We start from the raw sequence: 25319 nt of genomic DNA, 5'->3' as shown, positions 1-25319 counted from the left end.
GAAAGCATTAAAGTCAAAAAATAAGTCGTTCCTATTGAACAACGGTCTATTATGAACATTTTATATGTACCCAATTGTATTCGTCAATCAAGATTTTCTAAGGGAGGATGCTTTCCATAAAGAACATCCCCGGATGTCATACGTCTCCGGGGATGCCAGTATAACGAAACCATATTTATATAGTAGAAAAAATCTTATAATAACCTCTACAGAATGGAACGGCCCTGCATGGTCGCAAGCCAAGCATCTGCCATAAGAGCATGCCCTGCAGGCGATGGATGCACGCCATCGGGCGCCCAATAACTCATCTCAATCTTGGAGCTGGCCGCAGCGAATATGCCGTCGAGCGGAACGTACAAGGTTTCAAATTCGCGCGACAATTCGCGAACGGCCTGAATTTTGGGATCCAGATCTTCTCGCCATTCCTTCTTCGCTTCCGTAACGGGCAGCAGGAAGGGCTCCATGAGAATGAAACTGGCGCCGGTCAGCTCGCGGGTTTGGATTAGCAGCTCCCTGTAGCCTTCATAATAAGCTTCCACGGACGTGGTTTCGCCGCGATTAAACCTCCTGCCGGTTTCATTGATGCCGACCAGGATGGATACCCATGTCGGATCCAGATCGATGCAATCTTCCTCCCAGCGCCCCCGCAGATCGACGACCCGGTTGCCGCTGATTCCCCGGTTTACAAAACGCAGCCTTTTCAAAGGCAGCTCCATACCAAGCCGGGCAGCAGCCATCAGCGCGTATCCATGCCCCAAACTGTCCGACTCCTCGTAATTTCGCCCGCAATCGGTGATGCTGTCGCCTTGAAACAATACGAGTGCATTTTGCTCGATATGTACCATGCTGTTCAACGCCTCCAATAATGAAAGTGTTCACCTGCTCACCCCTTCATCATAACCGCTTTCAAGCATTCGTGAAACCCCTTAAATTCACATAACATGGCAAACTTTCTATACATTTAAGTTGACTATGTGGAATGAATTCACTACAATTCTATAGGTATACGTATGGCTGAATCTTAAAAAGAACAGGTGATTAAATCATGTCAGAGCAACAGAACTATCAGATCCTTCTCTATTATAAATTTGTTCAAATCCCGGACCCTGAAGCGTTCAAAGACGAGCATCTGCAATACTGCAAAGATCTCGGGCTTAAAGGACGCATCCTGGTTGCCTCCGAAGGCATCAATGGTACGGTATCCGGTACGGTTGAACAGACTGAGCAATATATGCAGGATATGCACGCCAATCCGCTATTTGCGGATATGGTGTTTAAGATTGACCCATCCGAAGGGCATGCCTTCAAAAAGATGTTTGTCCGTCACCGCGAAGAACTCGTTACGTTCCGTGTCGAGGATGAACTCGACCCTAACGTGGTCAGCGGAAAACGCCTATCGCCCCAGGAATTCTTTGAACACTTGCAGCGCGATGATGTCATCGTCATCGACGGACGGAATGATTATGAGTATGATATCGGCCATTTCCGCAATGCGATAAGACCCGAGGTCCAATCCTTCCGGGAGTTTCCGGAATGGATTCGCGAGAACCTGAGCGAGCACAAGGATAAAACCATCCTGACTTACTGCACAGGGGGCATCCGCTGCGAGAAGCTGACCGGCTTTATGCTCAAGGAAGGCTTCAAAGACGTTGCCCAGCTTGAGGGCGGCATTGTCACCTACGGGAAAGATCCTGAAGTACAGGGCCGTCTCTTCGACGGAAAATGTTATGTATTTGATGAGCGCATTTCCGTTCCGATCAATCAAACGGACGAGGATGTTATCGTGGGCAAATGCCATCATTGCGGAAAGCCCGAAGATCGGTACATCAACTGCGACAATGACGCCTGCCACCTGCAGCATGTGTGCTGCGAAGAGTGTGAGGAGCTTCATCATGGCTGCTGCTCCGCGGAGTGCGAAGAAATTGTTGCTGCAAGCCACAATGCTTCCTAATCCAATCAAGGCATGTATCAATAACCAAACGAAAGGGCAAGGCGCGAATCATTCGCGCCTTGCCCTTTTACTATACGTTCTCGTCTGCATGCAGACGTATTAAATATCGTGGAAAACAGCCAATTCAGCTTCGATAGCAGCTTTGATCTTCTCGACGCATTCTTCCGTCGTTGCCGCGAATACACGTTTACCATTCACCAGTGCATATGGCCGCAGCTTGCATAGACCGCAAAGATTCATGCAATCCGCCCGCAGGACAGCGATTTCGGGATACAATTCCTCAAGATGCTCAAGTTCCAAAGCACTCATCAAGTTGCTGTCGCATATTTCCACAACAACAATCCCCATCCCCATCTTTATCACCACTATTCATTTGACAATTCGTTCATTCATTATGAGGAAAACGCCCGGATTTGTCAAATCGATCGTAGGGTTTGATCAATGGATGAGGGATTCCGCACCATCGATATAAATTTCCGTACCGGTAATATGGGAAGCATCATCCGATGCCAGAAAGGCTACGAGCTGAGCAACCTGTGATGGCTGTCCCGGTCCGTCCGCCAAAGGCTGGTCTCCCTCAGGGTATTCAATCGGAATCGTCACCTCGTCCAGCTCCGGCTTCGCAATGGTGCTCTCATCAATATTCGTTGCAATCGCACCTGGGCAAATAGCGTTCACCCGGATTTTGTAACGGGCGAGCTCCAGCGCCGCCATCTTCATGAAGGCCACCTGTCCCGCCTTCGTGGTGCTGTATGCGGAGAAACCAAACCCGGTAAATACCCGGTTTCCGTTAATGGAGCTCGTAATGATGATGCTGCCGCCATGATCCTTTAAGTAAGGAATCGCGTATTTTACCGTAGCAAACGTTCCTCTCAAATTCGTGTTAATGGTAGCATCCCATTCATCCAGCTCCATGATCTCGATCGGAGCTTTGGTCCCATTAATACCGGCATTCGCAAATACGATATCAATCTTTCCCCACTGCTCGGTGGCTTGACTGAAGCAATCCTTCAGCGATTCCGCTTTGGAAATATCGCAGTTGCCCGTGAGCACTTCGCCCCCGCCATCTTCTATGGTCTTCTTCACTTTCTCTACGCGTTCACGATCGATGTCGATCAACAGGAGTTTAGCTCCTTGCTCTGCCATAAGAAGGGCTGCGGCCCGGCCGATTCCGGAACCAGCACCGGTAACGATGGCTACTTTACCATCCAAACGTTGATTTGTTGTCATTGCCACAACCTCCTCGTTTAAGTTTTCATGATTATAGATAACCCAACGAGTCCGTATCTGAATCTTGGCAATCCGAGCCTGCCGTGCAGCAAGCAGCAAGCAAGCATATCCCAGCGGTAATGCCTAACCCGATGAAAAAAAGAAATCGTCCCCCGCCTCATGGTAACACCTTACCACACGAGCCGTAAGAACGATCTCTTTGCATTCATTTCCTATGAGAGGATCAAGTCTTCCAGGCCTATTGTTGGAATACCGCAGGTTTAACGCATACCGGCTTGGATTGCGAAACCGTATACCCGGTAAAGTCAAGCTTGCCGTCTTCCGGATTCACGTTAAACAATACCAGGTTATTCCCGTCCCGATTGGCAACGATGAGGAATTTCCCCCCCGGCATGAGCGTAAAATGACGCGGATGGCCGCCCTCCGTCGAAATATATTGCACCGGGCTTAAACGACCGGTATCTTCATGCACGTTAAATACTACAATGCTGTCGTGTCCGCGGTTCGATCCGTATACCGTTTTGCCATCCGGGGACACGGCGATTTCGGCACAATAGCTCTCCCCGTCAAAATCCGCAGGCAGTGTCGATACCGTTTCCAGCACCTCTAAACGTCCCGCTTCTTGATTGTAGCGAAGAACCGTGACACTGGAATTCAGCTCGTTGATGACATAAGCATAGGCACCGCTGGGATGGAAAGCCAAATGACGGGGCCCTACGCCCGCGTCCAGCTGGGTTTCGCCGTGAAAGCTCAGCTCTTGCTTATTCTCATTTATCGTATATGCAAGAATCTTGTCCAATCCCAAGTCCTGTACGAACACATATTGACCATCCGGACTGTAAAATGCCGAGTGCGCTCTGGATTGCTGATCATCACGCACTGTCACGAGATCCGTATGTTTCTTCTCATCCAGCAGTTTGCCGGCTTGTCCATTCTCATCGATCGAATGAAGACCTACCAGGCCTCCATGATAACTCGAAACAATCAGATACTTGCTGGATTCATCACGCTGAATGTGGCAAGTGGAGCTGCTGACACTGCGGGTACGATTCAATTCGGTCAGTTTGCCGGCCTCCGGGTCAATTTCAAAGCTGATGACCTCGGCTGCTTTGCCGCCTTGATCTGCAATTTCGCCGATGGCATACAAACGTCCGTTATCCGGATCGACGTTCAAGAAAGTGGGATTTTTAATGCCGGATACTTCATCAAGCAGCTTCAGCTCGCCGCTGTCCTCGTTAAATTCATAAACACATACCCCGCTTTGATTATCTTCCGCATACGCACCTGTAAACAGCAGTGTGCGCTGTGATGGATTCGCCATAAAATCCGATCTCTCCTCTCGTATATCTATCATTTCATGTCCTATGTAGTGATGCTTTCAGTTACCATGTTAACTTCAACCCTGATGAAAATCAAATGACTCGCCGTTTGCAGCCTGTTTGTCTTTTGCCATACCGGGTATGTATGTATTACATTGACTGAAGGAGGTATTCCCATGAAACAACCGAACAGCGAAGAAGTACGCAATCATCAGGACACGGAGAACGACTCCCAGGAACAACGCGACAAGGTGAAGAAGCATCAGGATGTGGAGCCTCAGGCTGAGAATTGGAATCCCCGGGATCTTCCCGATCCAGACGATAAAAATCAATCTAAATCCTAATCGCGCAATAAGAAAGGCCGCATGGACACTGCCATGCGGCCTTCTTATATAGGTGAGTCTCTTTGGCTTGGATGATTATCCTTCCAGAAGCAGCGACTCCGGATCTTCGAGGAGCTCTTTCACGGTTACCAGGAAGCGAACCGCCTCGGAACCGTCAACGATCCGATGATCGTAAGACAATGCGATGTACATCATCGGACGATTTTCCATGCGTTCAGCATCAATCGCTACCGGGCGAAGCTGGATTTTGTGCATGCCGAGGATACCCACCTGAGGCGTATTCAGGATCGGCGTAGACAACAGCGAGCCGAAGACGCCGCCATTCGTAATCGTAAACGTACCGCCTTGCAGCTCAGACAAGGACAGCGCGTTATTGCGGGCTTTGGCAGCCAGATTGCCGATTTCCTTCTCAATCTCGGCAAAACCAAGACGATCGGCATCGCGAACGACCGGAACGACAAGCCCTTCTTTGGCGGATACCGCAATACCGATATCATAGAATTTCTTCACGACGATATCGACGCCGTCGATCTCGGCGTTCAGATGCGGGAATCTCTTCAACGCACCCACAACCGCTTTGGTGAAGAAGGACATGAAACCGAGCCCTACGTCATGCTTCTCTTGGAATGCTTGCTTACGACGCTTGCGCACGTCCAGGATCGCGGTCATATCCACTTCATTGAAGGTCGTCAGCATGGCAGCCGTATGCTGCGCTTCGACCAAACGATTCGCAATCGTTTGACGACGGCGGGACATGCGGGTACGTTCAACCGGTTTGCCATACTCGGCAGCAGGTGCTTGTGCTGCCGGTGCAGGCGTTGAAGCTGCCGGCTTGCTAGGTGCCGCAGACGGCTTAGCTTCGTTATGATTCTTCACATCATCATGGTAAATCCGACCGATCGGGTCGCGGCCCTGTACCTGGTCCAGATCAATCCCGCGTTCACGAGCCAGTTTGCGTGCGGATGGCGATGCAGTCAGACCTGCTCCTTCCTCGTTCTGAGCCGGTACCGGAGCTTGCGGTTTCGGTGCTTCTGCGGCGGGTGCCGAAGCAGCTTCCGTTTGCACGGAGGCTGGAGCTTCAGCCGCCTTCGGCGCCGATGCACTTGGAACGCCTTCCTGCGGAGAAATTTGACCGATCACTTCGCCGATCGTTACGTTCTCCCCTTCTTGACGAAGGATTTTTTCCACAACGCCTTCAGACTCTGCGCTAATTTCAAGATTAACCTTATCCGTTTCTAACTCGAGCAGCACATCACCGATGTTGACGCTATCCCCTTCTTTTACGTGCCATTTGAATATCGTTCCTTCGGTGATGGATTCGCCCATAGCTGGTACAGTAATTTCGCTCACAGCCGCTACCTCCCCAATGAGATCTCTTGATTTATAGTTTTACGATTAAGGGCAAAAGAAATGATGGTCTGTTGCTCATAAGCATGAACATCCTGATATCCGCTAGCAGGGCTCGAACGCTCAGGACGTCCGCTGTAACGGACCTCTGTGCCTTTAGGTGCAATTTCACGAATTCTCGGCTCCATGAAGCTCCAGCCGCCCATGTTCTGAGGCTCTTCCTGAACCCACAGAATCTCTTTCAGGTTCGGATACTTCTGCATCACACGGGAAATTTCTTCTTTAGGGAAAGGATACAGCTGTTCCACACGAAGAATGTGGATCCAGGATTGGTCCTCACCCTTCTGCTTATCCAGCGCGTCTTCCAAGTCGATCGCGATTTTCCCCGAGCACAATACAAGGCGTTCCACCTTCTTAGGTGTTTGACCTAGACCCGGCTGTTCCATTACCTTCTGGAAACCGCCCTCGCTAAACGCGTTCACAGGCGACGCGACACGCGGGTTACGGATCAAGCTCTTCGGAGCCATGACCACCAGCGGCTTGGCATCGTCCGTGTTGGTCAGGGAAGCCTGTTTGCGCAGCAGGTGGAAATATTGGGCGGCCGAAGTCAGATTCGCAACCGTCCAGTTATCCTCGCCGCTCAGCTGGAGGAAGCGTTCCAATCTAGCACTGGAGTGCTCTGGGCCGTTTCCTTCATAGCCGTGAGGAAGCAGCATCACCAAGCTGGACTTCTGTCTCCACTTCGAACGGCCCGCCGTAATGAACTGGTCGATGATCACCTGTGCACAGTTGACGAAATCGCCGTACTGCGCTTCCCAGATCACCAAAGTCTCGGGAGAGTACACATTGTAGCCATATTCAAATCCAACGACCGCAGCTTCGGTCAGCGGGCTGTTGTGGATCGCGAACGATGCCTTGGCTTGCGGCAGCCGGTGCAGCGGGCAGAAGGTTTCTCCATTAACCGCATCGTGAAGCACCAGGTTTCGATGGGCAAACGTTGCACGTTCGGCATCCTGTCCCGTGATCCGGATCGGCTTGCCGTCAGCGAGAATCGTAGCGAAGGCCAGCGTTTCGGCATGACCCCAGTCCACCTTCTCGCCCTCGTCCAGCGAATTGCTACGCCGCTCGAGGATGCGTTGAAGCTTTGGATATACCGTAAAGCCTTCAGGCCACTGCAGGAGCTCGCGGTTAATGCCGCGCAGCACCTCTGCAGATACATTCGTCGCGGCTTCCGTCTTGGATTTGCCGTCCGTAGGGTTCAGTCCGAGCAGAATCTGATCAACCGGATCCTTCGTCTTCACGTTCTCGTAAGAGTTCTTCAAGACCTCCACGACGCCGTTCTTCAAACCGTCCACTTGTTCTTGGGTCAGAATGTTTCCATCCACCAGTTTCTTCATATAAATCGTGCTGACGGTTGGATGGTTCTTCACCTTCTGGTAGATCAGCGGCTGGGTCGTTTCCGGATCGTCCGTCTCGTTGTGGCCATATTTCCGGTAGCCGACAAGATCGATCAGAATGCTCTTCTTGAACTTGTTGCGGTAATCGCTGGCAAGACGGGCCACTGCGATACACGCTTCCGGATCATCCGCGTTCACGTGGATAATCGGAATCTCATAACCTTTTGCCAAATCGCTCGCATAATGGGTCGATCTGGAATCCTTGCCTTCCGTCGTGAATCCGATGCGGTTGTTCACGATGATGTGAATCGATCCGCCCGTACGGAACGCCGGCAATTTATTGAAGTTCAAGGTTTCCGGCACGATGCCTTCGCCAGGGAACGCGGAATCGCCATGAATCTGAATGCTCAGCGCTTTGTTCACATCCTGCTTCGGATAACCCGCTTCGCTGCGATCCTCCTGGGCGGCACGAGCAAAGCCCTCTACTACCGGATTGACGTATTCCAGGTGACTCGGGTTGTTCGCAAGCGTGATCCGAACCTGCCGGGCTTCATCCTTCTTCAGGTAACGGTCCGCGCCCAAATGGTACTTTACGTCGCCCGTCCAGCCGTAGTTGATGCCCATGGAGCCTTCGGACGGCACCAAATGTTTATTCGGCGAGTGCATGAACTCCGAGAAAATCTTGCCGTAATCCTTGCCCAGCACATGAGCCAGAACGTTCAAACGTCCGCGGTGCGCCATACCCACGAGAATGGAGTTGACATCCGCTTCGGCCATTTGGCGAACGATCTCGTCGAGCAGCGGCACGAGTGCCTCGTTGCCCTCAACCGAGAAGCGCTTCGCGCCTACGAACGTGCGATGCAGGAATTCCTCGAACTGCTCGGCTTCGAGCAGCTTCTTCAACAATCCCCTGCGCTCTTCAACGCTCATGTCGGACAAGTAGCGGCCTGATTCGGCCTGCTGGTTGAGCCACTTGCGTTCTTCTTCATCGTGGACGTGGCTAAATTCATAGGCAATGGAGCCTGTATATAGTTGCAACAGCCGCTGGATTGCCTCTAAGCCGTTCTTGATATCGCCGGGAGCCTCCTCCCAGACGATCTCTGCAGGCAGGGCGGCCAAATCCGCTTGGCTGAGTTGGTAGCTTTCCGGTTGAAGCAGACGCGTGTCGGCTTCGTTTCCGATTCCAATCGGATCAATGTCTGCGGCCAGATGACCGTAGGTTCTAATGTTCCACACCAGTTTGCCGGCAGCTACCCCTTTTTTCATCAATTGCGGGTCGTAGCTTACACCTTGTCCCTGCGAATCCGCTTTCTTTTCATTGTTTTCCAAAGATGGAGGCGGTCCCCAGCTTGCGAACAGCTCGCGGTATCCTGGCTCCACAGATTGCGGGTCTTGCAAAAACTTCTCATACTGATCTTGAATGTACCCCAAGTTCGGACCGTGATATTTCTGCCATGGTCCCTCTGTCATTCTGTCAAGGGTCTTCATCGCTGACTCCCTCCGTCAGATTATTTTGATTGCTCAAGGACGGAATTTCTAATTTTACATTTTGCATACTACATTTTACATTAAATAAACGTTTTCTTACGATTACATTATAATACACTTGGCCTCAATACCGAAAATACCCTTTATATATAATAATGATCTCAGAAACAGATGAATTTGCGTCAATTTTTTGACGATTTGTCCGCTCGTTCACCAGTTCCCTGTATGGGGTTCCATTTAAACCCATTTATTCGGAAAAAATATCCTCTTCCAGCCAGTCCATCTGCCGCAGCGGCTCGGGGCCGGTGTTCATCCCCAGCAGTTGAAGAAGCTGTTTGGCGTTGTCGGAAGCATCGCCTCCCGAATTGTTGTTGAAGATAATCCAGCACTGCTTCGCTTTCTTTAGCAATTGCTCTATCCATCCTCTCAGCTGTTCCAATTCTTCCGGACTGTAACGGTACAAATACCGGACCTCTCGCCAGTTGGGCTGACCGCTGGAATGCCACCCATCGGCGTTTCGTCCGTGCATCCGGATCATCACGGCCTCCGTGCCCGATGTCTCAAGCACGACCGGCACCGATCCGATACCGGCTTGCGGCTCGTCGGCTATGCTGTGGATCCAGCCCTCGCTCCGCATAAATTCGAGGGTCTTCTCACGAAACTCCGGCGCATACCAGCTCTGATGGCGAAACTCCAAGGCTACCGGAACGTCCTTCATCCATTCCCGCGTACGCTTCAGAGTGTCCACATGCTTGCGTTCGCAACCAAACCATGGCGGGTATTGGAATAGCACGGTCCTTAATTTGTCCGCCGCTCGCAATTCTTCGACCGATGCAAGCAAATGATCGAACATCGCTTTTACGCTGGGATATCTGTCCTTGCCCTGTCCGCGGGCATGTCCTGTCATGCCCTGATAGGCCTTTACAATAAAACCGAAATGGTCCGGGACGGCTGCCGCCCATTTTGTCATTTGTTCCGGGGAGGGTATGGCATAGAACGAATTGTCCATCTCCACGATGGGAAAATGCCTGCTGTACATTTCCAGCTTATCTGCAGGCCTTGCCCCTTCGTCGTACAGCTTGTCATGATCCCCCCACCCGGACAAACCTACCTGAATCACATCTTTTTGTTTATCTTCCTTTGACATAACAATCCTCACATCCACATGATTTACCATATCGGGGACTTCTATTAATTAACCTGATACGGGTGATTTCAAAAGCAGGCAGCCCCATACTGATTTTACCAATGCCTTGATTTCGTTCACTTCCGATCATAAAAAACATGATGGGCTTCCAGGTTACCGTCCAGGATCTCGATCCTTCCATGCGAATAACGGGGCTGCCGCCTTTTATCCGTAGCGGAACCGGGATTGAACAGCAGGACCCCCTGTACATCTTCTTTAAAGGGAATATGGGAGTGGCCGAACAAGATGCAGTCCACCTCCGTATCTGCAAAAGCTTTTCTGGCTCGTGATGGCGTCGTTCCGCCTTGACCGTGTCCGTGCACAATCCCGATGCGCTTGCCTTCGATTTCAACCAGTCTTTTATACCCAAAGCGTTCCACGATCCGCGCGTCATCCACATTCCCGGCCACGCCATCCACGGGAGCATATTGACTTAACAGCTCGTAGAGCGCCCAATCGGACCAGTCTCCGGCATGAACAATAAGCTCCGATTGCCGTAAATCTTCAAGCAGCGGGTCTGGCAGTTCCTTCGCCTTTTTGGGCATATGGGTGTCTGACAATACCGTAATCCGATATGGGCGACTCATTGGGATGCACCTCTTCTTATGGTTATGTAATGCTGCAATACCAGCCATCTGACATTCATCTATATCCTATCAAATAAACGAAATCAAATAAAACCGCGCAGGGAGCTGCGCGGTTTTTCACGTCTTTTTAAGGCAGAAAAAATTCCCAATCCAGTTTTAGTTTGTCCGCCTGCCGAATACAATGTACGAGCAAGCAGGTACAAGCTGTGGTATCCATGTTCCAGACGAGAGGTGGAAGTTGATGAGTATTCTAATTAGCTACATGATCCTTGGCCTTTCCCTATCAGCCCCCGTTGGTCCGATTAATGCGGCGCAGCTTGATAAGGGGATCAAGAAAGGGTTCTGGCATGCTTGGCTGTTCGGCATTGGTGCGGTCCTTGCGGATATCCTGTATATGGTCCTCGTCTATCTCGGCGTTGTACATTTTCTGAATACGCCGTTCATGCAGACATTCCTCTGGCTGTTCGGCGCTTTTGTCCTTATCTATTCCGGGCTGGAAAGCATCCTGAACGCCAATAAAGTGACGATCAGTCAAGAAAAAAGCGATGATTCGTTATGGAAAAGCACGCTCTCCGGGTTTCTCATGTCCGTCTCGAATCCGATGACGATTCTGTTCTGGCTCGGCATCTACGGCTCCATCCTGGTCAAAACGGCTGCGGACGAAGGGTCCGGGAACCTGTTTCTCTACAGCGTTGCCGTCATCGCCGGGGTCGTGCTGTGGGACTTGTTCATGGCCGCGCTCGGCAGCGTATTCCGCCGATATTTAAACGAGCGGGCGCTTTCTCTCATTTCGGTGCTTTCCGGGATCTCGCTAATCGTGTTTGGCGTTTATTTCGAAATTCGAGCTCTGGCATTACTTTACCCGCTCGTATTCTAACGGGCCGGTTTGGGGCTAAGCTTGCGCTTTTCCCTCTCCATCGCGCGGCCCTGACCGGATTTCTTCCACACGGAGCGCATGCATAATACGACCAGTCCGATTAACAATATGAACCCGAGACTGATCCAGAGTCCCGGCCGACTCGTCGGGTGCAGGGCGGTTCCGCTGACGGCAGCCGCTATGAGTATCATACCGATGTATCTTTTGACCTTGCCCCATCCCGTAAGCTCCATCAGCCGGCCGGCCGATATCAGGATAAAAAACCAGTTATACAGCAGCATAAGGCCTGCCGCAGTTGTCAGATACTCGTAAATCTTGCCGGGCATGAGCAGAGACAGCACGATGGATACAATCAACCCGGCGGCGGTTAGGGAAAGGGAGAAGATGGGCGTATCGCGCTTAAACATTTTTCTGGAAAACAGCTTGGGCGCATCCTTATCCTCGGATAACGTGACCAGCATCGTGGTTACGGCATACAGCGAGGCAACCATCGTCGAGAATCCGGCAATGATTAAGACCGCATTGAATATATGGGGGATAAAAGGCAGCTGATACGAGCTAAGCGCCACAACGAAGGGGCTTTTCGTCGTGGAGAATCGATTCCAGATTACCATCATCACGGCCATGCCAATAGACAGTACATATACGACGGACAGCAGGAGAATCATCACCTTGCCCGATTTCGGCGCTTCCTTCGGATTCTTCAAGCGGACGGCCATCACTCCCATGACTTCAATTCCGCCGAAAGCATAAAACGCAAAGATCAAGGACGACCATACGCCTTTACCGCCCGTCGGGAATAAGGCGTTCATGCTGCCCGGAACATGGGGCTTATTCCCGCCTTTCAACCATCCCATCCAAGCGGCGGCGGCAATGACAAGAAACATGACGATGGCAGCGACCTTAATAACAGCCAGCACATTCTCCAGGCGGTCGAAGCCCTTGGTGCCGATCCATATGACAAAAAGCCCCAATACGGCATAACCTGATGCGAATATCCACATCGGAACGCCAGGAAACCAAAAGCGGGAGAATATCGCCAGCGCCGTCATCTGGCTTCCCATGATCAACACTTCGGAGCACCAGTACATCCACCCTGTTGAGAAGCCTGCCCACCGGCCGTAGGCTTTTTTGGCGTAGGTTCGGAACGAGCCTTTTTGCGGATCCTCCGCCGTCATTCGCGCCAGCACATCAAACACGAAGTAGGTGGCCGTCGCCGCCAATATAATAGAAAGAAGAAAAGCCGGGCCCCCAAGCCGGATACCCAGCGCGGATCCGAGAAAATACCCCGTGCCGATCGTTGATGCGACTCCCAGCAGCGATAGCTGCCACCACTTCAGATTCCCTTTTGCTTCCCCTGCCTCCGTTTTCGCTCCTCTGTTCACGGTTATGTCCTCCGGATATCGTGATGTGTTCGATCAAAACTTTCCTTATTATGAAGGGATTCTCCGTGATTTATGTACCACGCCGCCGAGCCTAAAAATGCCTTTTAAGTTCATGATGAAAAAACGAGCAAACGGTTCATGCAGCCCGAGGCTGGATGCTCTCGCATATTTTGGCTGTTCCCCGAGAAGTATAAACGGAAGAAAGCAGAATTGGGGGATCACACACATGTCATTAGCTCGCGGTATTCCAACGAATCAGGCGTTTATGATTATGATGCTCACGGCAGGTTTGACCAATCATGTCATGATCATCCCTGTGCTTCTGGAGAAGTCCGGACGGGATGCTTGGATCACCATTCTCGTGTCGGCCGTGTTATTCATGCCCTGGATTCTGCTTATTTATGGAATCATCAAAAAAGTCGGCTCCCGTTCGATCAAGCAAGCGTTGGACGAAAGCAGCGGCAGGGCGGTTCGCATCGTTGCGATGGGCATGTCCGGCTTGTATTTCTTCGCTTTTGCCTTCTATACCTTGAAGGAAGTCATCGATTGGACGAAATCGACCTACATGATCCAAACCCCTGTCGTTGCCACCGCATTCGTGCTCATGATGCTATGCCTTATCAGCATTAACCACGGGATCAAAACCATCGGCGTTGCCGCCGGCATCTTGCTGCCTTGCGTCGTCTTGCTGGGCATATTCGTATCCGTGTCCAATCTGAAAGTGAAAAATTACAGTTACTTGCTGCCTGTCCTTGAGGACGGCTTCATGCCGGTTCTCAGCGGAGTTCCTATCATGCTCGGAGGGCTGTCCCAATTTATCCTGATCTTGTTTCTGCGACCTCACCTGCAGAAAAAACCCGGTTTTCTTACGATCCTGCTCATCCATCTGGTTCTCATCTTCCTCACGTTTGGACCCACGATCGGCGGCATTGCCGAATTTGGTCCGGAAGAAATGAAGCTTCAGCGGTACCCCGCCTATGAGCAATGGCGTCTCGTGAAGCTGGGCAAATTCGTGGAACACGTCGATTTTTTATCCATCTTCCAGTGGCTTAGCGGAGCTTATATCTCCATTTCCATTTCGATTTTTTTGCTCTGCGAAACCCTTCTTCCCAAGTCCAGACAGAGCGTTGGCGTATTAGCCGTCACCACGCTGCTCATCATACTGTGCGCCTCACCGATCAGCAATTTGAAAATGTATTATGCCATGGCCGATTATTTCTTGCCCGCATCCGCCGTTTATATCACCATCCTAAGCCTCCTGTTATTCTTCCTGATCCGCAAACCGAATCAGCAAGAGCCGCAGGATGCCAGTTCCACGAAAGGAGAAACGCCGCAATGAACATGACCGAACAGCAATTGCGCGATCGTTATGCCGATTCCGATGACGTCTATATAACGTCCTACCCGGGAATGGATGAAGAGCCTTGGGCGATTATGGTTTACAGCCCGATGATGTGCGATTCGAAAGTGTTGTCCGAGGTCTTTTTGCCTGTCATCAGCAAGGAATGGAATACTTCCGTTTCGCAAAAGCATCCGTTTGACCCGACCAACCTTGAATATTATCTTACGCTGGATGTCGCCGATGCCGATTTGGAGTCCGTCGATGACATTGTTTATTCCGGCTACGTTGCCCTGTATTTCCCTAAGGACGATAAGCTGTATTCGTACAGCGCCGGCAAAACCATCGGCCGAACGCCGGAAGAAAGCGCCACGGAAACCTCGGTCAAAGGACCTCGCGACGGGTTTGTCGAGGAATTGGATATCAATGTAGCACTTATCCGCAAAAGGCTGAAATCACCGGGACTTGTCTATTCCTCCTTTAAGCTTGGAGACAAAAGCAAAACCACCGTCGGCATCATGTATTTAAAGGACAAGGTCATACCGGAGACCGTCACGGCCATCGTGGACAAGCTAAACCATTACGCCGGGGATCCTCCCGTAGGGATCGGCGAGCTTGCGGAGCATCTGACTCCGTACAGGTACAGCGTGCTTCCCATGTTTGACTACACGGGGCGGACGGACCTGGCATACGACTCTCTGACTCGCGGCCGTTTGGTCATTATTATGCAGGGAAGTCCCGTCCTATTGATCGCGCCTGCGAGCTTCATGCAGCTGCTGTTCGCTGCCGAAGACCCCCAAATGCCGTTCTATTTCGTGATGCCCTGGAGAATTCTGAGAATGTTCGGGTTCCTGATTTCCATTTTCCTTCCCGGCTTCTATATAACGCTATTAGCCTTTCACCAGGATCAAATCCCTTTTCCGCTGCTGGCAACGGTTGCGAATACCAGGCTCGGCCTTCCGATCCCGACCGGGTTTGAGATGCTGATCATCCTGTTTCTCCTCACTCTGCTGCGGGAGGCCGGCATGCAGATGCCTTCTCCGATCGCGTCGACCATTACGGTGGTTTCCGGTATCATTATCGGCGACGCAGCTATTCGGGGCGGTTTTTTCTCGCCGACGATGACCGTCATCGGCGCCCTATCCTTTGTGGCGGGGTCTACCCACTCCAATCAGGATTTTGTTGTCAGCCAAACGATCTTGCGTTTCTTTGTCCTTACCCTGTCCTCGATGTTCGGGTTATTCGGTTTCTTCATATCGGTCTTCATGATCGTTCAATATGCAGCCAACCATAATCCGTTCGGGCAGCCGTACCTTGCCCCTTTCTCGCCCTTCTCCATATCTAAAATCCTGGGCAATCTCTTGCGATTTCCGGGGAAACGGAAAAAAGGCGGCGCGTTATGAAGCGGGTATGGATACTCGTATGCCTGACATCTCTGCTGCTCTCAGGCTGCTGGGACAACAATGAAGTCCAGGATATCAACTATATCACGGCTTTGGGCGTGGATTACAAGGACGAGAAATATATCATATACGTGCAGATGCTTGACTTTGCCACGATTGCCAAACAAGAATCCAACAAACAGACGGAGAAAGCGCCTATCTGGGTTGGCCGTGGAACCGGCACCACGTTGACTGAAGCCCTCGTTGATCTGTACACGTCGAGTCAGCAGCGGGTCTCCTGGGGTCATGTGACGGCTTTGGTGCTTACGGAAGCCGTGTTAAAACCTAAGCAGTTGTCGCAAGTGTTCGACCTGACCAACCGCTCGCAGGAAATCCGGTATACGAAATGGATATACGGGACCAAGGATAAGATGGAGGATCTCTTTACGGTGTCGCCGTTCTTTCAGCTCTCCCCCCTGCACTCGCTGCTTCATGAACCCAGGGAAAGCTATGTCCAATTCTCGTTTATACGTCCGATCCAATTCGTGAACTTTATTCGTCTCTATCGGGAAAAAGCTGCAACCGTTCTGCTTCCCTCCCTTCATATTTCGACGCAGAACTGGTCGGAAAATCTGAAGCAGCATCCGATATTGGAAGTGAACGGCGGATTTCTGATCAAGAACAAAGAATTGATGGGCTGGCTCCCACGATCCGATCTGCTGGGGACCCGCTGGTTAGCATCGAATAATACTCACGCTGCCGTCGTCGTTCAGGCGGACGGTGAAGCAGTCGGGAGCATTCGGCTGGAGAAGCCCCAATCTACCATCGAAGTCATCCGGAAGCCAAACGATGCTTCGTATCGAATCAAGCTGAACGTCATTGGCACGGTACAGAATATATACAAGCAGGTGGGGATTAAGGAAATGAAGCGATTAACGGAAGATACCCTGCGTAAGGAATTGCAGAACACCTTTCATAAAGCAGCATTGATCCACGCGGATCCTTATGAACTATGTCTCCAATTGTACCGAACAGACCCCATGCTTTGGAAGAAATTAGTGGAACAGAAAAAGGAAATCTACGACGAAACGCCGCTTGAGCTTGATGTCAATGTCAACATCCGGTATTGGGGACAACGTAAAAGCCTGAACCGATAATGAACCTGTGCAAAAAAGAGAAACCCTGTGCTTGGAATAGCACAGGGTTTCTCTCGTTAGCAGCAGCTGCCGCCACATTTACATCATTTTTTTGATTTCGTCTTTAATGGATTCCGCCTGCGGTCCGAATACGACCTGAACCGCGCCTTGACCCAGACGCATGACACCGGATGCGCCTAATTTTTTCAACTCCGAATCCTTAACGGCCTTCTCGTCTTTAACGACGAGGCGCAGACGCGTGATACAAGCATCGATGCTGGTAATATTATCCGCACCGCCGATGTTTTGCAAAACCTTGGCCGCTTTGGACTCATTGGATGCCGCGCCGGATGGAGCCGGGGCAGCTGTATCGCCATCGTCAGAAACCGTATCCATGTCGTCGTCTTCCTCGCGTCCAGGCGTTTTCAAGTTCAGCTTGACAATGAGGATTCTGAACAGCAGATAGTAAACGACTCCGAAAGCCAAGCCGACCGGCAGAAGCAGCCAAGCATTGGTAGACAGCTTCAGATTCACCAGGTAGTCGATCAGGCCCGCCGAGAACGAGAAGCCCAAATGCACATCCAGGACATACATGATCAATCCGGAAAGACCTGTCAAAATCGCATGCACTACATACAGTACCGGAGCAATGAACATGAACGCGAATTCAAGCGGTTCGGTGATCCCCGTCAGGAACGACGCCACTGCCGAACCGATAAAGATGGAGCCGACGAGCTTGCGTTTGGACGGCTTGGCGGTATGCATAAAGGCCAGCGCCGCAGCCGGCATCGCAAACATCATGATCGGGAAGAAACCGGACATGAACATGCCTGCCGTCGGGTCTCCCGCAAAGAAACGCCACAGGTCGCCGTGAACGACTTCGCCCGCGGCATTCGTGTAATCGCCGATCTGGAACCAGGCGATGGAGTTTAATACGTGATGCAGACCCAGAGGGATCAGCAAGCGGTTAGCCGTACCGAAAATGAACGAACCGATGCCTCCCAGACCGACAACCCAGTTGCCGAAGGCGGAAATGCCATCCTGGATCGGACTCCAAATCATGCCGATCAGCACTGCCAGCACCATCGTGGAGGCCGCCGTGATGATCGGTACGAAGCGTTTACCCGCAAAGAAGCCCAACCAATCCGGCATCTTAATGTTGTGGAATTTATTATACAGGTAGGCGGACCATAGACCGACAAAGAAACCGCCAAGAACGCCCATATTCAGCTTTACGTCATCCGGTATAAACGGCATTTGCAGCGGCACCTGCGCCAGCACTCTTGTAAGCACCATGTACCCGATAAGAGCGGAGAGACCCGCAACGGCATCCCCGGCGAATCCGATCGCAACGCCGATCGCAAAAATAATCGGCAGATTATCCAGAATGGCAAGGGCGCCTGAAGTCATGAACGGAGTTACATATTGATTCAAAAAAGCTCCGAGAGCTCCCAATGGTATGTCTTTTTGATAGTCGATCAATCCAAGCCCCTGCAAGATACCTGCCGCAGGCAATGTGGCCACCGGCAGCATAAGGGACTTACCCAGCTTTTGCAATTTAGCCAGCATGTCAATCATCCTTTCAACTTCAATAATTTAGCTTCTGCTGAAACCGTTTACATAATGCGTCGATATAATAACCACTTCTTCCCATTCACTCCGGAACAGAAATACCTCAGAAAATCCTCCTCCTTGCGGGCTCTTGTATTCATCATTTTAAGGCGGCATGGAAACCATCATCATTCGAAGTCAACAAAAAAAGCCAAGAAGAACGGCGACTATGCATTAAATAGTCCGTTTCTTCTTGGCTCATGCCCATGTTTATGGTAACACGCCTTAAACGTATTCATTTGATGTTGTTATCTTAATTCACGTCTTCACGTTTTGTCAATAACCAATATTTATTTCCTTATCGAATGAAAACTATTTCAATTCGATGGTCAAAACAGGATTTTGGCCGGACACGACGTCACCGGTCTGACCGTCCACCTTGGAAGCCACTTCATCCGCATTGGTTACGATAATCGGCGTAATCGTCGGATAACCGGCGGCCCGGATCGCAGCCATGTCGAATTCGATGAGCGTCTGGCCCGACTTCACCTGGTCACCGGCTTGAACATGGCTTGTAAAGCCTTCACCCTTCAAACCGACCGTGTTAATCCCGATATGGAACAAATACTGCAGGCCGGTTGCGGGATCCTCGAGCATGACGGCATGCTTGGACTTGATGACATGCGCAACGGTCCCGTCAAACGGCGCGATTAATTTGCCCTCGGAAGGCTCGATGGCGATGCCTTGGCCCATGTGTCCGGCAGCAAACGCCTCATCGGGCACTTGCGATAAAGGCACGGCTTTACCCGACAATGGGGCTGTGAGTTGAATGACAGTAGCTGTTTTTTTCTTTTTCCAACGATCAAACATGTTAAGATTCCTCCCTGGGTTGATTCTTTTGCTGTAGTCGGCCTGTGAAGAGCCGGTATAAATGCATAGCCAGAAAGCAGACCTCCGCTTCGGGCACTTTCTTGCCAAGTTCTTTCTCCATCATGCCTGCGAGACGTGTTGCCAATCCGTATTCCTGCGTGAACTTGGAGCGGATCTGTTCCGCGAACGGATTATCGACATGGATTTCCTGATTCAGAATGCGGTCTACCGAGAACCTTAAATGCATGAGCAGACGAACATAATCCATGCTTCCCCGGTCAAAGGCGACCTGCCGCTCCTCTTCAATATACTTCACCAGGCTTCCCACCACGTTCGATGCCTTGACCAGATGGCCAACGGGTACATGACTGACGGCCGAATACACATGATAGGTCAAGAAGCCAATCTCATCCTCGGGAACCTCTATATCGAAGGTCTTGCCGATCAATTCCGCTGCCTTGGCTGCGATATCATATTCTTTTGGGAAGCTGATCCGGGTTTCTTCAAGGAAAGGATTGATAATATCCATGCCTTTGCGGATTCTGTAGATCGTAAACTGGATATGGCTTGGAAGCGCCAGGTATACCTTATCATTCAATGTGCCCGGAAATTCCTGTCCGATGAGATTCAGTATTTGATCCGTAATCTCCATCACCTGCGGATCAAATTCTTCCAGCAGATGGTGAGCTTGGCTCCACTGCTCCCGATCCTCCAGCCTGAACAGCTTTTCAATCCGCTTATCGTCCGAAGCGATCGTACCGCCTATTTTTGCGCCGAAGCCAATGCCTTTGCCTAAGATGACATATTCCGATTCTTTTTTGCCGCCAGTAACCATCACGACATTGTTACCAATAACACGAACGACTGTAAACAACTCGATCCCGCTCATTAACTTCCCCCTTTCCTTTAAGTTTAAACAGTGTTCCGCCATAGGATTCATTTGCGGAGAAATACTCCCACCGCATGAACATTGAAAAAGCCAAGAAAAGACCCCCTTAAATAAAGATGTCTCTTCTTGGCTCATGCCCTGCTTCAGGTAACACGCCGTTTTATGTTTCTACTATGTTTCCATCATAAAACAACCCGCTTGCATTCGTCAACTTACGACATGCCCTTGCAAGGAACAGCACATTAGCGCCGTCATATCCGGGACTTGACTTGATCGCTTATTACCCTATCCATTTCTGAAGGATAAGGATGACCTCGCGGAGTTGGAGCGGCTTGTGAAGATAGCCGTTCGCACCTTCTCCAAGGTATTGATCCGAATCCCTCATCGCATTCGAGCTCATGACGATCAGTGGCAGATCGCTCCACTCCGGGTTCTCCCGAATCCGCTTCATCGTTTCGACGCCGTCCATTTCAGGCATGACCGTATCCAGCAATACCGCATCGATGGATGAATGTTTGCTTAACAGCTCCAAGCACTCGAAACCGTTCTGGGCTGTGTGCACGGTCAACTGGAGTTTCTCCAGCGCATTGGTCAAAGCGTACACATTCCGTATATCATCATCGACGATCAATACGGTTTTGTTCTCCAACCGGCTAAGCTCCTCCTGTTCGTACTCTTCCATCCGGATATCGTTCAAGCTGTTGTCGCTTGCCGTGGCAGCCACTTCGGGCAGCATAAACAGGCTGTCGACTGCACCGCTCTCCGTGACGAGCGGCAAATATAATATAAAGGTGCTGCCGATTCCTACTTCGCTCTCCACGGTTATATACCCGCCAAGCAGTTTGGCTAAATGCAGCGATATGGATAAGCCGAGACCCGTGCCTCCGAATTTTCTGGCGGTGGTTTCTTCGCCTTGCTGGAATGCTTCGAAGATCGGCTGTAGATGCTCTGCCGCAATCCCGATGCCGGTATCCTCAACGGAAAAAGCAATGACGTCGCCGCTGATAATGAAATCCGAAGTGACAATCGAATTCATTTTCTTTACCTTCAGCTTCACGCTGCCGCTCTCCGTAAACTTAATCGCATTGGAGAGCAGGTTGCGCAGGATTTGATGAAGGCGCATCCCATCGCTGTACATCATGTCGGGCAGGTCATCCGCCATCTCGATATCAAATTCCAGATTTTTGGATTCCGCGCTTTTGGAGAAGTATCCTTCCATCAGCTCCGGCAGCTCCGTCAAGTTCACCAAGTCCATTTCGATCTGCATCTTACCTGCCTCGACCTTGGACAGATCCAGGATATCATTGATCAAATTCAACAATTCACTGCCTGAATTATGAATGACGGTAGCGTAATGCTGTTCTTCCTCCGTCAGATTCCCCTGCTTATTCTCCGCCAAAATCTGGGAGAGGATGAGCATGCTGTTCAGCGGCGTCCGCAGCTCATGGGACATATTGGCCAGGAACTGCGATTTATATTTAGAGCTCTTCTCCAGCTCCTTCGCGTATTTTTCCAATTCGCTGGCTGCGATTAAAGCCGCTTCCTTTTGGGCTCCCAACCGTTCATTCAACAGATGCATTTCCACGGAGTGCGTTTGAAGCTCCTCGGTCTGCGCTTGCAGCTCTTCGGTCTGGCTCTGCAGTTCCTCGTTCAGCGTTTGTGATTCATGATACAGCTGTTGGATTTCCATTTTGCTTTGAATCGAATTCAAGGTCACTCCAAGCTGAAAATTCAACTGTTCGATCAGTTGAATCTCCAGCTCATCGAAGGGTTTGAACTTGGCCAATTCGATCACGCCGAGAACTTGTCCCTCGAACATCACGGGCGCCAGCAGCAGCGTCGAAGGCTCGGCATCGCCGAGTCCAGATTCGATTCGCACATAGTTGGGCGGTATATCGTCCAGTATGATCATGCGCTGCTCCAGCATGCACTGCCCCACCAAACCTTCGCCCGGCAGGAAGCGATCCCTGACCTTGTTCCAAGGCTCTCCGTCCGGGTCGGCAAAAGCAGCAGCCTTAACCAGTTCCGATCCTGACCGGGTAATAAACACCGCCCCGTACGGAAGCTTCATGATCAAAGCCAGCTTATGGATGAAAAATTGCACGGCCGTCTCCACGCGATCGGACGATTGAAGAATCGTCGACATGACCGAAACATGGTCCTTGGCCCAGTTCTGCCTGCCAACCTGTGCGAGCAGTTCGTTGGTTGTATCGGCCAACTGGCCGACCTCGTCATTGGAATGCACATGGATTCGCTGGGAGAGGTTTCCTCCCTTGACAATGTCGGAGATGACGTTGGTTACTTGATTGATCGGCTTTACGATGCTTTTCGAAATGACCCAAGCCGCACATATGGTGATCAGTGCCGCTCCGGCCCATAACAGGTACATCGTGTACAATAAACGGGCATTGCTCTCCTTCATTTCTTCGATTCTGCTGGTTGTCAGTTCACGTTCCTTGCTTCGAAAGGAGAGGAACAGCTCATGAATGGAATTCATCGCTTGCTTTCCGGGATCGTTAATAAAGAAATGAAGGGCCTCTTCATCCTGTCCCAGCTGCATGAGTTGAACCGCAGGCTGTCCGGCGTTGGTAATCCACTCTTTGATATTCTCCTTAATATTTTCCAGATGATTGGCTTGCTCCGAGTTATCGCTCACAAGCTTGTACAGCTTGTTATAATTGATCTGCCAGGACGACAGCGCTTGGTTGAACGGCTCCAGGTAGGTTTCATCGCCCGTAATGACATACCCTCTCTGGCCGGTTTCCATCTCCAGCATATTCTTCTCGATTTCATGCGTGAGATTATGTACTTCGATATCATGTTTCTCTATAAAATCCGCTTCTTGCTGCAGGGAAGAGATACGGTCGGAGACAATCCAGAGAAAAGCTCCAAGACACATTAATATCAATAAATAGCCGATGACAATCTTGCTGCGGATGTTGAATTTCAGGTTGTTAGACATACGGCTAACCTCCCTTGTTATCGATCAGTATAAGTCTGCTCATATTCTCATAGTAATTGTTATGAAAATGGTTTACAAGCAAAACCAGTTTTCATGACATTCAATGATTCTTTAGTCGTAGGCAGTCAGATTTATAAACGTTTGGGCATATATTGTTAGGGGACGTGCTTGTACACTTTTTAATATATTCCAGCTAAAAAAAGGAGGACCGCTCATATGAGGAACGTCACAGCGTTTGCGGAGACACTGCGGTGACAAGGCATGTATATCATTCCAGGAAACAGGCTGAACGTACTGCCGGTCGAGGAGCAGCGAACGTGTCGTCCCTGGAGCTGCCCCTTCTGCAGGGCATGTTCATGTCGGAAATCCATCTCGGCCGCGGTGAGGGGCTTCCGCCTCACGGCCATCCGGATACCGATGAATTGTGTTACATCATTCAAGGAGACATCAGTTATTCCCTGGTGGATCCCGCAAGTCACCGGAATCTCGTGTTTCAAGCCGTACCCGGTCAGGTGGTACATGCCCCGATCGGTTGGTGTCACTGGATTACATCGCTATCCCCCGGGACAATCCTGCTCTTGATCTATCGGACCGGGCATCCGCACCAAATCGATTTTGCACCGTTATGGCCATATTCGCTTTTCGAAGAAGATGCCTATGAAGGTAACGACCCGAACAAGCAGCTTTACTCGAAGACACTCCTTACGCCCGTCCCGCTGCAAAACAGGATCGAGAGCGTGACTCCGGAGAAGCCTCTGCCGGGGCCGCCATGGCTCAAAACCGGGCACCTAAACAACAAAACCACACGCAGCCGGTGATCGGCCGCGTGTGGTTCTTGTTGCTGGGACACTTCTTATGTAATGATTTCGCTCGCATCGTATGGCATTAATCAATATAGAATCTTTGTTCTGGGCGGATCTGCTTCTTCAGAAGCCGCAAGTCGGCTTCCAGCTTCGCCACCGTCTCTTCGATCTCTTCGGGATTCAGTGCCGGACGCTCAGCTTCTGGCTTAACGCCAGCCCTCAGATCGCGAATGGTGATCTGCTGCTCCTGCCATTTATCCATCAGATCGGAGATGGTGGCATAGAACCGCTCATAATCTTGAATCACTTCGTCCAGAAAGGAATCCACTTCCTCCTGATCGTAACCCCTCAGTTTATTCGAAAAATTCTTTTCATGGATAGACAAAGCGTCCAGTTGAATGCCTAGCTGACGAAAAAGCTTTTTCTGTTTATCCAATCGGCGTTTCATGTGTTCATCCATAATGATTTACCTCCAAATATTGGTGCAGCCCTTCTTCCTAGCCTTCTCTCTATCATTGTTTATATCATATTAAGCACCGTGATTAAAACACTCCGGGGCTTTTTTGGAGAATGTTCCAAAAACGGCAGGCCGTCATTCCCATGCTTCATGTGATTGTTACCAATCCATTTCGGGTATTGAATTTACATAAGAAGTTTCTATTGTGCACATAACCCAGAAAGGAGCGACTATTCCTATGACCAGCATGACAAAACAACAATACAGTGAACTAAGACAACGGTTGCTCAGTGATAAAGAACGGTTGGAAAATCAATTGGAGTCCCGGGAAGACACCAACAAGGATCTTTCCCTGCGAGACTCCACGGGAGAGCTGAGCGCTGCCGACAACCATCCCGCTGACGTGGGCACCGAAGTTTTCGAACGCGGTCGGGATTTGGCCATTCAGGAGACGCTCGAGCGTGAATTGGAGCAGATTGATGCTGCCCTGCAGCGTATGGACCAAGGCGAATACGGAACCTGCGCCGAATGCGGACGGGAAATTCCGTATGAGCGGCTGGAAGCTTTGCCTTATACGGCCTATTGCCTCGAGCATACTCCCCGAAAAGACATCAACGACAACCGTCCGGTTGAAGAGGATGTCATGACCCCGCCCCCATCAGGCGCCGGCGTCAACCGCCAAGCAGCCGACGGTAAATTTGATGACGCCGGCGCCTGGGATGCCGTGGAAGATTACGGAACCTCCACATCGCCCGGCATGTCCATTAAACCAGGACAAGACGATTATAAGAAGAATGTATGAATTGATTTGGCAAATTA

At 50.7% G+C, this 25319-nt stretch carries 22 protein-coding genes; 8 read left to right on the top strand and 14 right to left on the bottom strand.

Features of this window, described 5'->3' with window-relative positions; all coding sequences use genetic code 11:
- Window positions 1–206: 206 nt before the first annotated feature.
- Window positions 207–845, bottom strand: coding sequence for an SGNH/GDSL hydrolase family protein (locus tag JNUCC32_RS05780; protein ID WP_096774429.1), 639 nt, complete (start codon window positions 843–845; stop codon window positions 207–209).
- Between the two features lie 200 nt (window positions 846–1045).
- On the opposite strand from JNUCC32_RS05780, the gene JNUCC32_RS05775 reads away from it, so the two are divergent.
- Entirely contained in the window at window positions 1046–1951 is a 906-nt protein-coding gene (locus JNUCC32_RS05775; protein ID WP_009590706.1) for an oxygen-dependent tRNA uridine(34) hydroxylase TrhO, read from the top strand.
- Window positions 1952–2050: 99 nt separating this feature from the next.
- Here JNUCC32_RS05775 and JNUCC32_RS05770 read toward each other — a convergent pair whose 3' ends face one another.
- From JNUCC32_RS05770 to JNUCC32_RS05760, 3 genes are all read right to left on the bottom strand, one after another.
- On the bottom strand, window positions 2051–2299 hold the full coding sequence (locus JNUCC32_RS05770) for a YuzB family protein (RefSeq protein ID WP_015736210.1): 249 nt from the start codon (window positions 2297–2299) through the stop codon (window positions 2051–2053).
- Window positions 2300–2389: 90 nt separating this feature from the next.
- Window positions 2390–3181: an SDR family oxidoreductase gene (locus JNUCC32_RS05765; protein WP_192571340.1), complete on the bottom strand. Its 792-nt coding sequence runs from the start codon at window positions 3179–3181 to the stop codon at window positions 2390–2392.
- 238 nt (window positions 3182–3419) lie between these two features.
- Window positions 3420–4502 carry a lactonase family protein gene (locus JNUCC32_RS05760; RefSeq protein WP_192571339.1) on the bottom strand — a complete coding sequence of 361 codons (1083 nt, stop codon included), beginning with the start codon at window positions 4500–4502 and terminating at the stop codon, window positions 3420–3422.
- Window positions 4503–4676: 174 nt separating this feature from the next.
- Between JNUCC32_RS05760 and JNUCC32_RS05755 the strand changes: the two genes are divergently transcribed.
- Window positions 4677–4844, top strand: a complete 168-nt coding sequence (locus JNUCC32_RS05755) for a hypothetical protein (protein ID WP_176502423.1) — start codon at window positions 4677–4679, stop codon at window positions 4842–4844.
- Between the two features lie 75 nt (window positions 4845–4919).
- Here the strand turns inward: JNUCC32_RS05755 and odhB are convergent, their stop codons facing one another.
- The 4 genes from odhB to JNUCC32_RS05735 all read right to left on the bottom strand — a co-directional run bounded on the left by odhB (window position 4920) and on the right by JNUCC32_RS05735 (window position 10849).
- Window positions 4920–6194: a 2-oxoglutarate dehydrogenase complex dihydrolipoyllysine-residue succinyltransferase gene (gene odhB / locus JNUCC32_RS05750; RefSeq protein ID WP_192571338.1), complete on the bottom strand. Its 1275-nt coding sequence runs from the start codon at window positions 6192–6194 to the stop codon at window positions 4920–4922.
- 5 nt (window positions 6195–6199) lie between these two features.
- Window positions 6200–9076 carry a 2-oxoglutarate dehydrogenase E1 component gene (locus tag JNUCC32_RS05745; RefSeq protein ID WP_096774433.1) on the bottom strand — a complete coding sequence of 959 codons (2877 nt, stop codon included), beginning with the start codon at window positions 9074–9076 and terminating at the stop codon, window positions 6200–6202.
- Between the two features lie 247 nt (window positions 9077–9323).
- Window positions 9324–10223 carry a DUF72 domain-containing protein gene (locus JNUCC32_RS05740; RefSeq protein WP_228468884.1) on the bottom strand — a complete coding sequence of 300 codons (900 nt, stop codon included), beginning with the start codon at window positions 10221–10223 and terminating at the stop codon, window positions 9324–9326.
- 116 nt (window positions 10224–10339) lie between these two features.
- The gene (locus tag JNUCC32_RS05735; protein WP_192571336.1) at window positions 10340–10849 is read right to left on the bottom strand and encodes a metallophosphoesterase family protein; all 510 of its coding nucleotides are present in this window, start codon (window positions 10847–10849) and stop codon (window positions 10340–10342) included.
- Window positions 10850–11090: 241 nt separating this feature from the next.
- Here JNUCC32_RS05735 and JNUCC32_RS05730 point away from each other — a divergent pair, with 241 nt between their 5' ends.
- Window positions 11091–11726, top strand: coding sequence for a LysE family transporter (locus JNUCC32_RS05730; RefSeq protein WP_192571335.1), 636 nt, complete (start codon window positions 11091–11093; stop codon window positions 11724–11726).
- Here JNUCC32_RS05730 and JNUCC32_RS05725 read toward each other — a convergent pair.
- Entirely contained in the window at window positions 11723–13111 is a 1389-nt protein-coding gene (locus JNUCC32_RS05725) for an amino acid permease (protein WP_192571334.1), read from the bottom strand. The genes JNUCC32_RS05730 and JNUCC32_RS05725 overlap by 4 nt on opposite strands.
- A gap of 226 nt (window positions 13112–13337) precedes the next feature.
- On the opposite strand from JNUCC32_RS05725, the gene JNUCC32_RS05720 reads away from it, so the two are divergent.
- From JNUCC32_RS05720 to JNUCC32_RS05710, 3 genes are read left to right on the top strand one after another with little or no spacing between them, the layout of a single operon-like run.
- Window positions 13338–14450 (top strand): GerAB/ArcD/ProY family transporter, encoded by a 1113-nt coding sequence (locus JNUCC32_RS05720; RefSeq protein ID WP_192571333.1) that lies wholly within the window; start codon window positions 13338–13340, stop codon window positions 14448–14450.
- Complete coding sequence (locus JNUCC32_RS05715) at window positions 14447–15853, top strand: spore germination protein (RefSeq protein WP_192571332.1); 1407 nt, start codon at window positions 14447–14449, stop codon at window positions 15851–15853. The genes JNUCC32_RS05720 and JNUCC32_RS05715 overlap by 4 nt, the downstream gene beginning before the upstream one ends.
- Window positions 15850–16989: a Ger(x)C family spore germination protein gene (locus JNUCC32_RS05710; RefSeq protein ID WP_192571331.1), complete on the top strand. Its 1140-nt coding sequence runs from the start codon at window positions 15850–15852 to the stop codon at window positions 16987–16989. Before JNUCC32_RS05715 ends, JNUCC32_RS05710 begins: the two co-directional genes overlap by 4 nt.
- Before the next feature lie 78 nt (window positions 16990–17067).
- Here the strand turns inward: JNUCC32_RS05710 and nagE are convergent, their stop codons facing one another.
- The 4 genes from nagE to JNUCC32_RS05690 all read right to left on the bottom strand — a co-directional run bounded on the left by nagE (window position 17068) and on the right by JNUCC32_RS05690 (window position 23240).
- Window positions 17068–18537, bottom strand: a complete 1470-nt coding sequence (gene nagE, locus JNUCC32_RS05705; protein WP_119847568.1) for an N-acetylglucosamine-specific PTS transporter subunit IIBC — start codon at window positions 18535–18537, stop codon at window positions 17068–17070.
- Window positions 18538–18891: 354 nt separating this feature from the next.
- Window positions 18892–19389, bottom strand: coding sequence for a PTS sugar transporter subunit IIA (locus JNUCC32_RS05700; protein ID WP_192571330.1), 498 nt, complete (start codon window positions 19387–19389; stop codon window positions 18892–18894).
- Window position 19390: 1 nt separating this feature from the next.
- Window positions 19391–20278, bottom strand: coding sequence for a PRD domain-containing protein (locus JNUCC32_RS05695; RefSeq protein ID WP_096774442.1), 888 nt, complete (start codon window positions 20276–20278; stop codon window positions 19391–19393).
- 280 nt (window positions 20279–20558) lie between these two features.
- A complete protein-coding gene (locus JNUCC32_RS05690; protein ID WP_192571329.1) occupies window positions 20559–23240 on the bottom strand; it encodes a CHASE3 domain-containing protein in 2682 nt (893 codons plus the stop codon).
- Between the two features lie 251 nt (window positions 23241–23491).
- Here JNUCC32_RS05690 and JNUCC32_RS05685 point away from each other — a divergent pair, with 251 nt between their 5' ends.
- Entirely contained in the window at window positions 23492–24058 is a 567-nt protein-coding gene (locus JNUCC32_RS05685) for a cupin domain-containing protein (protein ID WP_192571328.1), read from the top strand.
- A gap of 67 nt (window positions 24059–24125) precedes the next feature.
- Here the strand turns inward: JNUCC32_RS05685 and JNUCC32_RS05680 are convergent, their stop codons facing one another.
- The gene (locus JNUCC32_RS05680; RefSeq protein WP_009590687.1) at window positions 24126–24503 is read right to left on the bottom strand and encodes a DivIVA domain-containing protein; all 378 of its coding nucleotides are present in this window, start codon (window positions 24501–24503) and stop codon (window positions 24126–24128) included.
- A gap of 235 nt (window positions 24504–24738) precedes the next feature.
- On the opposite strand from JNUCC32_RS05680, the gene JNUCC32_RS05675 reads away from it, so the two are divergent.
- The gene (locus JNUCC32_RS05675; RefSeq protein ID WP_015736229.1) at window positions 24739–25302 is read left to right on the top strand and encodes a TraR/DksA C4-type zinc finger protein; all 564 of its coding nucleotides are present in this window, start codon (window positions 24739–24741) and stop codon (window positions 25300–25302) included.
- Window positions 25303–25319 lie beyond the last annotated feature (17 nt).

The sequence above is a fragment of the Paenibacillus sp. JNUCC32 genome (assembly GCF_014863545.1).
Taxonomy (GTDB): domain Bacteria; phylum Bacillota; class Bacilli; order Paenibacillales; family Paenibacillaceae; genus Paenibacillus_AQ; species Paenibacillus_AQ lautus_A.
This window is presented reverse-complemented; position numbering and strand designations above follow the sequence as displayed.